The organism is Acidaminococcus hominis (assembly GCF_900291475.1).
Taxonomy (GTDB): domain Bacteria; phylum Bacillota; class Negativicutes; order Acidaminococcales; family Acidaminococcaceae; genus Acidaminococcus; species Acidaminococcus hominis.
In genome coordinates, this window is sequence record NZ_OLMM01000005.1 from 415,912 (window position 1) to 428,503 (window position 12,592).

Genomic DNA, 12,592 nt, shown 5'->3' on the forward strand with positions numbered 1-12,592 from the left:
TGTACTCCCGTCCCTGTAATGTAGATAATCCTGTCTATATTACAGAGACGGGAGTTTTTGTATAGGAGGAGAAAACATGAATTTTCAAACCATCATTTTGACGCTCCAGGCCTACTGGGGCAAGCAGAAATGCATTATGGCCCAGCCCTATGATATTGAAAAGGGCGCCGGCACCATGAACCCTTCGACTTTTTTACGGGTACTGGGACCTGAACCTTGGAACGTTTGCTACGTAGAACCGTCCCGCCGCCCGGCTGACGGCCGCTACGGGGACAACCCCAACCGGCTGTTCCAGCACCATCAGTTCCAGGTCATTATGAAACCCTCCCCGTCCAATATCCAGGAACTGTACCTGGAAAGCCTGCGGGAACTGGGCATTCACCCGGAAGAACACGATATCCGCTTTGTAGAAGACAACTGGGAATCTCCTACCCTGGGTGCCTGGGGCATGGGCTGGGAAGTATGGCTGGACGGCATGGAAATCACCCAATTCACCTACTTCCAGCAAGTGGGCAGCCTGGACATCAAACCGGTGGCTGTAGAAATCACGTACGGCCTGGAACGGCTGGCCATGTACATCCAGGGCGTGGAAAACGTCTACGACATCAACTGGGTGGATAATGTAACCTATGGAGATGTGTTCCACACCAACGAAGTGGAACAGTCCCGCTACAGTTTCGAACTGGCCGATATCGACCTGCTGTTTGACCTGTTCGACAAGTACGAAAAGGAAGCCAAACGGATTATCCTTACCGGCAACATCCGTCCGGCCTACGACTACGTGCTGAAATGCTCCCACACCTTCAACCTTCTGGATTCCCGGGGCGCCATCAGCGTCAGTGAACGGACCAACTACATTTCCCGGGTACGGGCCCTGGCCAGACTGTGTGCTGCGGCTTATGTGGAACAACGGGCAAATCTGGGATTCCCCCTGCTGAAAAGAGGTAAAAAATAATGGCGAACTTGTTATATGAAATCGGAACGGAAGAAATGCCGGCCCAATACATGCCCGGCATTCTGAAAGAATACGGCGAATTGGCCGGCAAAAAACTCCAGGAAGCCCGGATTCCCTTTGGCTCCCTGAAAGTCTACGGTACTCCCCGGCGCATGGCCTTCCTGGCCAGCGAAGTGGCAGACCAGCAGCAGGATATGACCACGGAAAGCAAGGGCCCGGCCCTGAAGATTGCTTTTGACGCAGAGGGCAAACCCACCCGGGCCGCCCAGGGCTTTGCCCGGGGCCAGGGCGTGGACGTGGCGGACCTGGTGCAGCGGGACGGCTACGTATATGCCGTGAAACATTTGGCCGGCCAAAAGACCGTGGATCTGCTGCCCGGCATTTTGGACGATATTCTGCATTCTCTGAACTTCCCCAAAACCATGCGTTGGGCTGACTACGACTTTGGCTTTGTCCGTCCCTTCCGCTGGCTGTGCGCCCTTCTGGACGACCAGGTAATCCCGGTGGAAGCCAACGATGTAAAAAGCGGGAACCAGGTGCGGGGCCATCGTTTTCTCAGCAACCATTTGATTACCATTCCTACGGCTTCCGCCTATGAAAAGACCCTGGAAGACAATTTCATTATTGTGGATCCGGACAAGAGACGGGCTATGATCAAAAAGCAGATTGAGGAGCTGGCTGCCAAGGAAGGCGGCAAAGCAGCGATTTCTCCGGACCTGCTGGAAGAAGTGCTCTACCTGGTGGAATACCCCACGGCGCTGTGCGGCCATATTGACGACCGTTATCTGAAGCTGCCCAAGGAAGCCATCATCACCCCCATGCGGGATCATCAGAGATACTTCCCCATGTTTGATGCGGCCGGCAAGCTGATGCCCAAATTCATCACCGTCCGCAACGGCGGCGCTGAACATCTGGATATTGTAACCCACGGCAACGAACGGGTGCTGCGGGCTCGGCTGGACGATGCGGTCTTCTTCTTTGAAGGGGACAGAAAGAAAACTCTGGAACAGCACCGGGCTTCCCTGCATACGGTGGCCTTCCAGCATGGTTTGGGTAATATGTACGACAAGACCGAACGGCTGCGCAAACTGTGCGCTGCCCTGCTTCAAACCACCAATCTGCCCGCTGACGGCGCTGCCCTGGACCGGGCCGCTGCCCTGTGCAAGGCCGACCTGGTTACCGGCATGGTAACCGAGTTTACGGAACTCCAAGGTACCATGGGCCGGGAATATGCCCTGTTAGATGGGGAAGGCCAAGCTGTGGCCCAAGCCATTGGGGAACAATATATGCCCCGGTTTGCCGGCGATGAACTGCCCCAAAGCAACGAAGGCCGCATTCTGGCCATTGCCGATAAATTGGACAACATTATGGCTACCTTCAGCCGGGGCATGGCGCCCACCGGCTCCCAGGATCCCTATGCCCTGCGGCGTCAGGCTCTGGGTATCCTGAACATCCTTTCCGACGGCAATGTACACTTCCCCCTGGGTAAGATTTTGGAAGTTACTCTGAAGAACCTGCCGGTGGAAGTGGAAAATCTGGCCAAACTCATCGACAGCGTAAAAGACTTCTTTGCCCAAAGAGCCAAGAATATGCTGTTAGACAAGGGCCTGCGCTACGATGTGGTAGATGCAGTGCTGGCAGTGCCGGTCGGCGATGATCTGGCCAATGTATTTGTGCAGGCTGACGACCTGACTGCTTACCTGGAAATGCCCCAGGCTGCGGACAGCATCCAGGCTTTTACCCGGGTAGAAAATATCAGCAAGAACCACGAAGTGGAAAATGGGGTGGATGCTGCCCTGTTCCAGGATCCTGCGGAAAAAGCCCTGTGGGAAGTGCTGCAAAAAGTGGAAGTGACTACGGTGCCCCTGGAAGCGGCCTGTGCCTTTAAGAAGGTACTGGAAGCCAACGATGTGCTGGCGGCTCCGGTGAATGCCTTCTTTGATGCAGTAATGGTTATGGACAAGGACGAAGCGGTGAAAAACAACCGTCTGGCCCTGATGCAGGAAGTAAAGCGTCAGGTAAACCAAACGGCGGACCTGAGCCAGCTGATCATGAAATAAAAAACGGCGGAGCCCAGCTCCGCCTATAGGAAAAGGGACTGTGCCGCGGCACAGTCCCTTTTCCTATTCTTCCTTGTACAATACGTCTTCGTATTCTTTTTTGCGTTTGAAAACCCCGGCTGCATAGGAGCATTGGGGAATGATTTTGGCCTGCTGCTGCCGGGCCATTTCTGCCACGCTGTAGACCAGCTGGCCGGCGATGCCCTGGCCGCCGTAATTGGGATCCACGATGGTATGGTCCAGGGTCCAGACCTTTCCTTCCGGTACAAAGGTACAGGTGCCAATCACCTTGTCCCCGTCGTAGGCTGCGGCCCGTTTATGGGTGAGTTCCTGAATGATTTCAATAGCTGCCATAGTATCTTCCTCCTTGTGCTGACAGTAGTTCATAGCTCTAGTATAGTACAGAATGGCAAAAAAAGCGGGCATTTTTTCGCTGTCCGCTTTTTCAAGAGAAAAGTAATTCAATTTGTTACAGTTTTGCCAGGACTTGGGCCAGATCATCCCGCAGATCTTCCCAGTCTTCCAGGCCTACGGAGAAACGCAGCAGGGTATGGGTAATGCCCTTTTCTTCCGCTTCTTCCGGGGTCAGGTCCGCATGGGTCTGGGTAATGGGATAGGTAATCAGGCTTTCTGCGCCTCCCAGGCTTTCTGCAAACTGGATCAGTTTTACGCTTTCCAGAACCGTTTTGGCGGCTTCTGCGGTTTTTACGTAGAAGGAAATCATGCCGCCGAAGCCAGAAGCCTGCTTTTTCTGGATTGCATAGCCCGGATGGTCCGGCAGGCCGGGGTACAGCACCTTGACAATCTGGGGCTGCTCCTGCAGCCACTTGGCCAGGTGCTGGGCATTGTTTTCGTGCTGCTTCATGCGCAGGGGCAGGGTGCGCAGGCTGCGGAGCATCAGCCAGGCGTCAAACACGCTGAGCATGGCGCCGGTGGTCTTGTAGATCAGGCGCAGCCGGGCAGCAATTTCCGGGTCCTTGCTGATAACGAAGCCGGCCAGGATGTCGTTGTGGCCAGCCAGATATTTGGTGCCGCTGTGGAGCACAATATCGGCGCCCAGTTCCAGGGGACGCTGGAAGTAGGGGGTCAGGAACGTATTGTCTACAATCACCAGAAGGTTGTGGGCCGCTGCCAGTTCGTGAAGGGCTTTAAGGTCCGTAATTTCCATGGTGGGATTGGTGGGGGTTTCCAGGTAAATGGCTTTGGTAGCCGGGGTAATGGCTGCTTCCACCGCTTTCAGATCGCTGGTGTGGACGGCGGAGAAGGAAAGGCCCAGGGGTTCGTACACGGAACGGAACATCCGGAAGGAACCGCCGTACAGGTCAAAGCCGGTGATGATGTGGTCCCCGGTTCCAAACAGGCGCATTACGGCGTCAATGGCGGCCATGCCGGTGGAAAAGCACAGGGCATCCACGCCGCCTTCCAGGGTAGTCATTACTTTTTCCAGGCGTTCGTGGGTGGGGTTGGATTCCCGGGTGTAGGCATAGCCCGTGGACTTGCCCAGTCCCGGATGGGCAAAGGTAGAAGTACAGTAGATGGCCGGGGATACGGCTCCCAGTGCATCGTTGGGGCCGTCCCCGTGGATACAGGCAGTGTTAAATTTCATGGCAGTTTCCTCCTTAGAATTCACCTGGGGTGAAGACAATACATAGTTAATTAATATACTTTTAACGATGCCTATACATTACTGTTTTCCTGTAGGTTTGTCAAGGTGGAACGGACCCTTATAGAATGGGGCTGGCAGGGGTAAAGTGGTTTTCTAATCCCGGCGGCTGTGATATAATCTTTGGGTACAAATGATTTTAAAAGATTTCGATAGGCGGTGAAGAAATGAGCGTAACAGTAAGTGATGTAAAGCATATCGCAAATCTGTCCCGGCTGAATGTACCGGCGGACGAAATGGACAAGTTTGTAGAGCAGTTTAACCAAATCTTGAATTATGCTGAAATCTTAAAGAAAGTGGATACCGAAGGAATTGAACCTTCTCCCTACGTACTCCCCATCAGCAATGTGCTGCGGGAAGACGTGCCCCAGCACGGCGTAAGTCATGAAGAGGCAATGGAGAATGCTCCGGAAGAATACGAGGGCGGTTTTAAGGTTCCTCGGGTCATCGAATAAGAGGAGGCAGAACAGTGGCTTTATATAACGAAACAGCACACGAGCTTCATGAGAAGCTGGTGAAAAAAGAAATCAGCTCCGTTGAGCTGACCAAAGCCGTTTATGACCGGATTGACGCAGTGGAAGATCAGGTCAAGGCTTACCTGACTTTGGATAAGGAAAACGCCCTGGCACAGGCTGCCAAGGTGGATGCCAAAATTGCAGCGGGAGAAACCCTTCGGCCTTTGGCTGGGGTGCCCGGCGCCATCAAAGACAATATCAGCACCAAAGGCCTGCGCACCACCTGCGCTTCCAAGATGCTGGAAAACTTTATTCCTGTTTACGATGCCCATGTCATCGAAAAACTGAGACAGGACGAAACCATTTTCCTGGGCAAGACCAACATGGACGAATTTGCCATGGGCTCTACCACGGAAACTTCCCATTTCCAAATTACCCACAATCCCTGGGATCTGTCCCGGGTACCGGGCGGTTCTTCCGGCGGCAGCGCTGCTGCCATTGCAGCCGGCGAAGCCATTTGGAGCCTGGGCAGTGATACCGGCGGTTCCATCCGTCAGCCCGCTTCCTTCAACGGCTGCGTAGGGATTAAACCCACCTATGGCCGGGTTTCCCGTTATGGCTGTGTAGCTTTTGCTTCTTCCCTGGACCAGATTGGACCCATTACCCGGGACGTCACCGACGCTGCCCTGGTACTGAACACCATCTGCGGGGTAGATGCCCACGATTCCACCTCCTACAACGCCCCGGTGCCTGATTTCACCAAGGCTCTGCGGCAGGATGTAAAGGGTCTGACCATTGGTCTGCCCAAGGAATATTTCGGTCAGGGCACGGATCCCAAGGTTGCTGAACAGATCCGCCTGGCTGCCAAGAAATACGAAGAACTGGGTGCCAAGGTCATTGAAGTGTCCCTGCCCCATACGGAATATGCCGTAATTACCTATTACATCATTGCTCCGGCTGAAGCTTCCGCCAACCTGGGCCGTTACGACGGCGTACGGTATGGTTTCCGGGATGCCCAAGCGGAATCCGCTCCGGAAATGATGCGCAAGAGCCGTACCGAAGGCTTCGGCCAGGAAGTACGCCGCCGCATTATGCTGGGCACCTACGTACTCAGCTCCGGTTACTATGATGCCTACTACAACAAGGCCATGCAGGTACGGACCCTGATCCGCCGGGACTTTGACGAAGCCTTCAAGCAATGCGATGTACTGATGACTCCCACTTCCCCTGTGGTTGCTTATCCTCTGGATGGGAAAATGGATCCCCTGACGGTCTACATGCTGGACGTAACCACCATCCCGGTGAATATGGCCGGCCTGCCCGGTATTTCCATTCCCTGCGGCTTTGTGGATGGGATGCCGGTAGGTGCGCAGCTGATCGGCAAGGCCCTGGATGAGGAAACCCTGCTGCGGGCTGCTTACACCTTTGAACAGGCTACGGATTTCCATAAATCTGTGGCGTCCCTGGGAGGTAAGAAATAATGACAGAATATATTACCGTAATCGGTTTGGAAGTCCATGCAGAACTGAAAACCAAAACCAAGGCTTTCTGCTCCTGCTCTACGGAATTCGGCGGCGCCCCCAACACCCATGTGTGCCCGGTTTGCCTGGGCATGCCCGGTGCCCTGCCCGTAATCAATAAACAAATGGTGGAATTTGCCCTGCGTTTTGGCCTGGCCGTGAACTGCGACATCCAACACTACAGCAAATTCGACAGAAAGAACTACTTCTATCCGGATTTGGCCAAAGCCTACCAGATTTCCCAATTCTATCAGCCCATCTGCCTGAACGGCCATGTGGACATCAACGTGGATGGGGAAACCAAACGCATTGGCATTACCCGGATCCATATGGAAGAAGATGCCGGCAAACTGGTGCACTCCGGTGCCTCCATCAGCACTTCCGATTTCTCCGCCGTGGACTACAACCGTGCCGGCGTACCCCTGATTGAAATCGTATCCGAACCGGATATGCGCAGTGCCGCTGAAGCCCGGGCCTATATGGAAAAACTGCGTTCCTATTTGCAGTACACCGAAGTCTGCGATGGGAAAATGCAGGAAGGCAGCATGCGCTGCGATGCCAACATTTCCATTATGCCTGTAGGCGCCAAGAAATTCGGCACCCGTGCAGAAATCAAGAACCTGAACTCCTTCAAAGCCCTGGAAAGAGCCATTGAATACGAAGTAGAACGCCAGAAGGAAATCCTGGAAGACGGCGGCCATGTGGTACAGGAAACCCGTACCTGGGACGATGCCCAAGGCATGACCTTCTCCATGCGTTCCAAGGAAGAAGCCCACGATTACCGCTACTTCCCGGAACCGGACCTGGCTCCCATCATCATTGATGATGCCTGGATCGAACGGGCCAGAAAAGCCCTGCCGGAACTGCCGGATGCCCGGAAGGAACGGCTGATCAAGGAAAAAGGTTTGCAGGAATACGATGCAGAACTGTTGGTAGCCGACAAGAAAATGGCCGAGTACTTCGATGCTGCCATTGAAGGCGTGGAAGACGTAAAAGGTGTAGCCAACTGGATGCTGGGTGACGTTTCCGCCTACCTGAATGCCAACAACTGCACCATCAGCGAGTTCCCCATTTCTGCCAAGCATTTGGGCGAAATGGTCAACCTGATCAAAAAAGGCGTTCTGTCCAGCAAGCTGGCCAAGAAGGTCTTTGCAGAAATGCTCAAGAGTGATAAAGCTCCTTCCGTACTGGTGAAGGAACTGGGCCTGGAACAAGTCAGCGATGCTGGTGCCATCCAAGCCATGGTGGATGAAGTGATTGCAGCCAACCCGCAGTCCGTTGCCGACTTCAAGGCCGGCAAGGATAAGGCCATTGGCTTCCTGGTAGGCCAGATCATGAAGAAATCCCGTGGGAAAGCCAACCCGGGCATGGTCAACCAGCTGATCATCAAAACCATCAAAGGGGAATAAGAAAAACTGACCTGGCTTGCCAGGCAGTGCGGAAAGTCTGAAGTCTAAGCCTGTAGGGATACTTTGCTTAGAATTTGCCGCAGGGCGGTGCCTAGGTGCCGCCGGCGGGGAATATAAGCGAAGGGATGCCTGCGGGCTGGACTTCGGACTTTTTTTGTGGAAAATTTTGGCGTCAGGCGCTTGGGGTGGGCAGGGCAGTTCACAAACTATTCGCTTTTGGCATAGAAGTAAATGATAGATAGGTATTTTACATTTTTGAACAAACAAGGTAGTATGATGACAAGAAAGAACCAAAACCTGCAAACCCTATGGCAGTTATTGCCATTGCTTGTCCGGCTGCTTGGCCGCAGAAAGGAGTGCTGAATATGCTGCACCAACGGGCCCCCAGACCCTTACTGGGAAAAGTATTGATGATGTTTTTGCTGCCCGCCCTGCTGCTGGGGACGTTTACCGCCCAGCGGCTGAAAAGCAGCCCGGCTGCGGCCCTTTCCTCAGAGGAAGAACCGGTTCAGCAGGAACTGGGCATGATCCAATGGCCTCAGAACCTGAACGCGGTCCGCTACGAAGTGGAAATTTTCCCGGCGGACAAAACTTCCCCGGATCCCCAAAAGCCGGCACCCCAGGCGGTGTACCGGAATGAGCAGGTGTTTACCAGCAACCTGCTTTTGCCGGAGCAGCAATTTGCCCAGGAGCGGAAGCAGAACATTCCCCTTTTGTGGCGGGTCCGGGCCTTTGACCTGGACGGCAACCCCATTACCCCCTACTCTCAGCCCCAAAGCCTGACCCAGAGCTGGCGGAAGGTGGACCGGGATGCTCCTCTGCCCCGGCCCAGTGCCACCAAGGGCAATGCTACGGTGCTGCTGTACCCGGTATATGCCTATACGGGCAACCCGGGGGCAGAAAAATACGAAGTGGAAGTGACGGACCGGTATCCGGAAAATCCCGAGGGCTACCTGACTTCCCGCTACCGGGTCTATGCAGAAGAAACGGTGCTGACGGACCTGTATGATGCAGAGCCCCGGATTGGGGAATTCTACTGGCGGGTCCGGGGCATGGATAAGAACGGCCGGCCGGTAGGGATTTGGAGTGAACCCCAGAAGATTACCAACAACCCGGATAAGAAATGGGTGGCGGGAATTTACGGGGACAGCATTTCCCACGGGGGCGGGCACCTGTCCTTTAGTCCCGTGGACTACGCCTACAGCTATGGGCACTATCTGAATTTCCCGGTAATCAACCTGTCCCAAAGCGGGGATACCAGTGAAATGATGGTGGACCGGTTTGATCAGGACGTGACGCCCTTTCATATCCAGTATCTGCTGATTATGGGCGGCAGCAACAGCCTTCGGGCTGGGGTGCCCGCAGAAGACGTGATTGCAGACCTGAAAACCCTGCAGCAGAAGGCCCGGGAACGGGGAATTATGCCCATCCTGCTGACCCTTCCGCCCATCAATCCGGCCAACATTCAAAAGGCTTTTGATGAACCTACGGACGAAAACTGGCAGGCTGCCTTTGCTGAAGTAAACCGGTTTATCCGTACCCAGCCCCATATTGATGTGGCGGCGCCCTTTGAGGCAATGGGGGACGAGCTTCCCACCAATTTGGCCCTGGACGGCATCCATGGGGACTGGAACATGAAAAAAATCATGGGCCGGGTCATCAACCAGCATATCGGAGAATTCAAACCGTTATCATGAGCTAAGGGGGAAAGGAAGAATGTTTATGCAGAAAAAACGGTGTTTGGCCGGACTGGCAGGACTGCTTTGCTGCCTTTCTTTGGCGGCCTGCGGGTCAGTGGCGTCTACAGGAACGGGCAGCAGCACGGCCCAGGAAACCAAAACGGCGGCTACGGAGAAAACGGCTTCCGCCAGCGCATCACAGAAGACGATGCCAATTAGGCTAACCGTAAATGGAAAGCAGGTGAAAGCCCATTTCAATGACTCAGCTCCTGCCCAGGAACTTTTGGGACAGCTGCCCAAAACGGTTACCCTGAATCCGTCGGACAACGATTTTTGTGGGGATACCCTGGACCTGTCCTATAAAGCCAGCGATGTGCAAAGCGGATATAAAAACGGGGACCTGGCTTACTGGCCGCCGGCCAAGAACTTTGTCATATTCGTAAAGGACGAGGAAAAATCTGCGTCCATTGGCAATCTGGTAATTTTGGGCCATGTGGATGAACCCCAAGCCGTCCTGAACGCCTTGCAGGGAACCTTAAAAGTTGAAATAGCCAAAGCCCAGTGAGCTGGGCACAGCGGAGACTGCTTCCCAGGGAGCAGTCTCTCTTGCGTACCTGAAACTTTCCGCAGACAGGAGGAATTACTATGGAACTGCGCCTGTTACAATATTTCCTGATGGTGGCTCAGGAAGAAAATATCACCAAAGCAGCGGAACTGCTGCACCTGACCCAGCCCACCCTGTCCCGGCAGCTGGCCCAACTGGAAAAAGAACTGGGAGAGAAATTGTTTGTCCGGGGACGCCATTTTCATTTAACCGAAACCGGGGTAATCCTGCGTCATCAGGCCCTGGAAATCGTGTCCATGATGGACAAGCTGGAAAATGATATACATCACCATGGGGAAGTTGCCGGCAATATCCGCATCGGCTGCGGAGGCCTGAAATGTGTCCAGTTTTTGATGCGGTGCATGACGGAGTTCCAGCAGGAATATCCGGAGGTGACCTTTGACCTCCAAAACAGCAATGCGGTGGACATTAAGGAACAGCTGGAGCATGGCACCCTGGATTTGGGCGTCATGATGGAGCCGGTGGATACTTCTTCCTTTGATTACATCCGCATGAAGGATGTGGATTATTGGGGACTGCTGATGGCGGCGGACTGCCCTTTGGCCCAGAAGGAATACATTACGGAAAAGGACTTGAAGGATCTGCCCATTATTGTCAGCAACCGGCAGATTCTCCGGGGGGAGCTCCAGCATTGGCTGAAGGGAAGGCTGAACATCAGGGCTACCTACAATATCATTACCAATGTGGCCAATGTAGTCAGGGAGGGCTATCTGAAGGCCCTGACCATTGATGGGGTGGTATCCCTGTATGATCCCCAAAAGGTGGTGTTCCGCCGGTTGGAACCGGTCCTTCCGGCTACTTCTGTGCTGGCCTGGAAGCGGTTCACCCCGGAGCTTCATGCGGTAGAAAAATTTTTGGAGTTCTTCCGGAAAAAGCACGATGCATATACGCCCCAAGACTAATGGCAGCGCTGGCTTTCCAGCGCTTTTTTTGCATCGTTAGAATGCCTTTCAGGCATTGGATGCAAGCTGAAATAGGTATTTTACATTCTAATGGGAAAAAGGTAGAGTAGAAGCAGAAAGCAAACATAACTGATAGGGAGGAACGCATATGAAAGGAAAATGGATGCTGGTTACCGGTGTATTGCTGGTGGTGGGAATGCTGGCAGGAGGCTGCGGCAGTGCCCAGTCGTCCCAAGGCGGGCAAAGCCAGCCGGCCGCCCAGCCGGGAAAAACAGCGGCAGCCCAGGAAAATACGGCAAAAGGTCCGGTGGACCTGAAACACGCCAAACTGAAAATTACGGTAGGGGATCAGGTGCTGTGGGCTACGGTGGAAGACAATGCCACCATGCGCGCCCTGGCCCAGAAACTGCCGCTGACCCTGGATATGCAAAATCTGTACGGCCGGGAAATGTGCTATCGGTTTGGCGCCGGTACTTTCCCTACAGAAAAGACCCGGTCCGACCGCTACGCTGTAGGGGATCTGGTGTACTGGGCTCCCCGGGGAAGCTTTGTGATTCTCTACAAGCAGAATGGGGAAGAATTTGAACGGCAGCAATTGGGCCATATTGACCAGGGCGTAGAGCTTTTTGACGGGGCCGGGGACAAGAAGGTTACCTTTGAGCTGCAGCAGTAGACTGGAGGCAGGACGCTATGCAAAAAAGAAACTGGAAGGGCCTGTGGGCCCTGATACTGGGACTGGTACTGCTTTTCGCTGCAGGCTGCGGGGAGAGTTCTTCTGCCAGCCAGCCGGCTGCCCAGGCAGCCAAGGCTGTAAATCAACAGAGTGCCGGCAGCCATATCCTCATCGCTTATTATTCCCATACGGGAACTACCCGGGCAGCTGCAGAGAAAATTCATCAGCTGGTGGGCGGGGACCTGGTAGAATTGCAGCCGGAGAAACCCTATCCGGCCGACCATCAGGAGCATCTGCAAATGGTCATCAAGGAAATTGAAAGCAATGCCCGGCCCAAGCTGAAAACCAAAATCGACCATATGGAACAGTACGATACCGTATTTGTGGGCTATCCCATCTGGGATTATCAGGCACCGTTGATGATGAACACCTTTTTGGAATCCTACGACCTTTCCGGGAAAAAAGTGGTGCCCTTTTGTACCAGCGGCGGCTATCCCATTGAAAAAAGTGTGGGCATCCTAGAGGCTTCGGCCAAAGGAGCCCAAGTGACAGAGGGCCTGCGCTACAGCGGCAGTGAGCAGGAATTGCGGGATTGGCTGGCCAAGGTTGGCGTTCCCCTCAAAAAATAAAAACAGTGCCGGAGACAGCGCA

12 protein-coding genes are annotated in these 12,592 nt (G+C 54.1%); 10 read left to right on the forward strand and 2 right to left on the reverse strand.

What is annotated here, in order from left to right:
- Window positions 1-76: 76 nt before the first annotated feature.
- Complete coding sequence (glyQ, locus tag C7E10_RS08370) at window positions 77-955, forward strand: glycine--tRNA ligase subunit alpha (RefSeq protein WP_105326859.1); 879 nt, start codon at window positions 77-79, stop codon at window positions 953-955.
- Window positions 955-3,015: a glycine--tRNA ligase subunit beta gene (glyS, locus tag C7E10_RS08375; RefSeq protein ID WP_105326860.1), complete on the forward strand. Its 2,061-nt coding sequence runs from the start codon at window positions 955-957 to the stop codon at window positions 3,013-3,015. The genes glyQ and glyS overlap by 1 nt, the downstream gene beginning before the upstream one ends.
- Before the next feature lie 63 nt (window positions 3,016-3,078).
- Here the strand turns inward: glyS and C7E10_RS08380 are convergent, their stop codons facing one another.
- Window positions 3,079-3,369 (reverse strand): GNAT family N-acetyltransferase, encoded by a 291-nt coding sequence (locus C7E10_RS08380; protein WP_105327423.1) that lies wholly within the window; start codon window positions 3,367-3,369, stop codon window positions 3,079-3,081.
- Between the two features lie 115 nt (window positions 3,370-3,484).
- Complete coding sequence (locus tag C7E10_RS08385; RefSeq protein WP_105326861.1) at window positions 3,485-4,621, reverse strand: trans-sulfuration enzyme family protein; 1,137 nt, start codon at window positions 4,619-4,621, stop codon at window positions 3,485-3,487.
- Between the two features lie 224 nt (window positions 4,622-4,845).
- Between C7E10_RS08385 and gatC the strand changes: the two genes are divergently transcribed.
- From gatC to C7E10_RS08425, 8 genes are all read left to right on the forward strand, one after another.
- Window positions 4,846-5,133: an Asp-tRNA(Asn)/Glu-tRNA(Gln) amidotransferase subunit GatC gene (gene gatC / locus C7E10_RS08390; RefSeq protein ID WP_105326862.1), complete on the forward strand. Its 288-nt coding sequence runs from the start codon at window positions 4,846-4,848 to the stop codon at window positions 5,131-5,133.
- 14 nt (window positions 5,134-5,147) lie between these two features.
- Complete coding sequence (gene gatA / locus C7E10_RS08395; protein ID WP_105326863.1) at window positions 5,148-6,614, forward strand: Asp-tRNA(Asn)/Glu-tRNA(Gln) amidotransferase subunit GatA; 1,467 nt, start codon at window positions 5,148-5,150, stop codon at window positions 6,612-6,614.
- Window positions 6,614-8,062 carry an Asp-tRNA(Asn)/Glu-tRNA(Gln) amidotransferase subunit GatB gene (gene gatB / locus C7E10_RS08400; RefSeq protein ID WP_105326864.1) on the forward strand — a complete coding sequence of 483 codons (1,449 nt, stop codon included), beginning with the start codon at window positions 6,614-6,616 and terminating at the stop codon, window positions 8,060-8,062. The genes gatA and gatB overlap by 1 nt, the downstream gene beginning before the upstream one ends.
- Before the next feature lie 365 nt (window positions 8,063-8,427).
- Window positions 8,428-9,759 carry an SGNH/GDSL hydrolase family protein gene (locus tag C7E10_RS08405; protein WP_231086331.1) on the forward strand — a complete coding sequence of 444 codons (1,332 nt, stop codon included), beginning with the start codon at window positions 8,428-8,430 and terminating at the stop codon, window positions 9,757-9,759.
- A gap of 25 nt (window positions 9,760-9,784) precedes the next feature.
- A complete protein-coding gene (locus C7E10_RS08410) occupies window positions 9,785-10,306 on the forward strand; it encodes a cyclophilin-like fold protein (protein ID WP_158572334.1) in 522 nt (173 codons plus the stop codon).
- Window positions 10,307-10,386: 80 nt separating this feature from the next.
- Window positions 10,387-11,268, forward strand: a complete 882-nt coding sequence (locus C7E10_RS08415) for a LysR family transcriptional regulator (protein ID WP_105326866.1) — start codon at window positions 10,387-10,389, stop codon at window positions 11,266-11,268.
- Between the two features lie 148 nt (window positions 11,269-11,416).
- The gene (locus C7E10_RS08420) at window positions 11,417-11,941 is read left to right on the forward strand and encodes a cyclophilin-like fold protein (RefSeq protein ID WP_199614643.1); all 525 of its coding nucleotides are present in this window, start codon (window positions 11,417-11,419) and stop codon (window positions 11,939-11,941) included.
- Window positions 11,942-11,958: 17 nt separating this feature from the next.
- Window positions 11,959-12,570: a flavodoxin gene (locus C7E10_RS08425; protein WP_105326867.1), complete on the forward strand. Its 612-nt coding sequence runs from the start codon at window positions 11,959-11,961 to the stop codon at window positions 12,568-12,570.
- Window positions 12,571-12,592: the final 22 nt, after the last annotated feature.

Bases quoted from the DNA above. Each gene is read 5' to 3' on its own strand.
- gatB (WP_105326864.1), top strand. From the start codon at position 6,614: ATGACAGAATATATTACCGTAATCGGTTTGGAAGTCCATGCAGAACTG.
- gatC (WP_105326862.1), top strand. From the start codon at position 4,846: ATGAGCGTAACAGTAAGTGATGTAAAGCATATCGCAAATCTGTCCCGG.
- C7E10_RS08425 (WP_105326867.1), top strand. From the start codon at position 11,959: ATGCAAAAAAGAAACTGGAAGGGCCTGTGGGCCCTGATACTGGGACTG.
- C7E10_RS08385 (WP_105326861.1), bottom strand. From the start codon at position 4,621: ATGAAATTTAACACTGCCTGTATCCACGGGGACGGCCCCAACGATGCA.
- glyQ (WP_105326859.1), top strand. From the start codon at position 77: ATGAATTTTCAAACCATCATTTTGACGCTCCAGGCCTACTGGGGCAAG.
- C7E10_RS08380 (WP_105327423.1), bottom strand. From the start codon at position 3,369: ATGGCAGCTATTGAAATCATTCAGGAACTCACCCATAAACGGGCCGCA.
- C7E10_RS08415 (WP_105326866.1), top strand. From the start codon at position 10,387: ATGGAACTGCGCCTGTTACAATATTTCCTGATGGTGGCTCAGGAAGAA.
- C7E10_RS08420 (WP_199614643.1), top strand. From the start codon at position 11,417: ATGAAAGGAAAATGGATGCTGGTTACCGGTGTATTGCTGGTGGTGGGA.
- C7E10_RS08410 (WP_158572334.1), top strand. From the start codon at position 9,785: ATGCAGAAAAAACGGTGTTTGGCCGGACTGGCAGGACTGCTTTGCTGC.
- glyS (WP_105326860.1), top strand. From the start codon at position 955: ATGGCGAACTTGTTATATGAAATCGGAACGGAAGAAATGCCGGCCCAA.
- C7E10_RS08405 (WP_231086331.1), top strand. From the start codon at position 8,428: ATGCTGCACCAACGGGCCCCCAGACCCTTACTGGGAAAAGTATTGATG.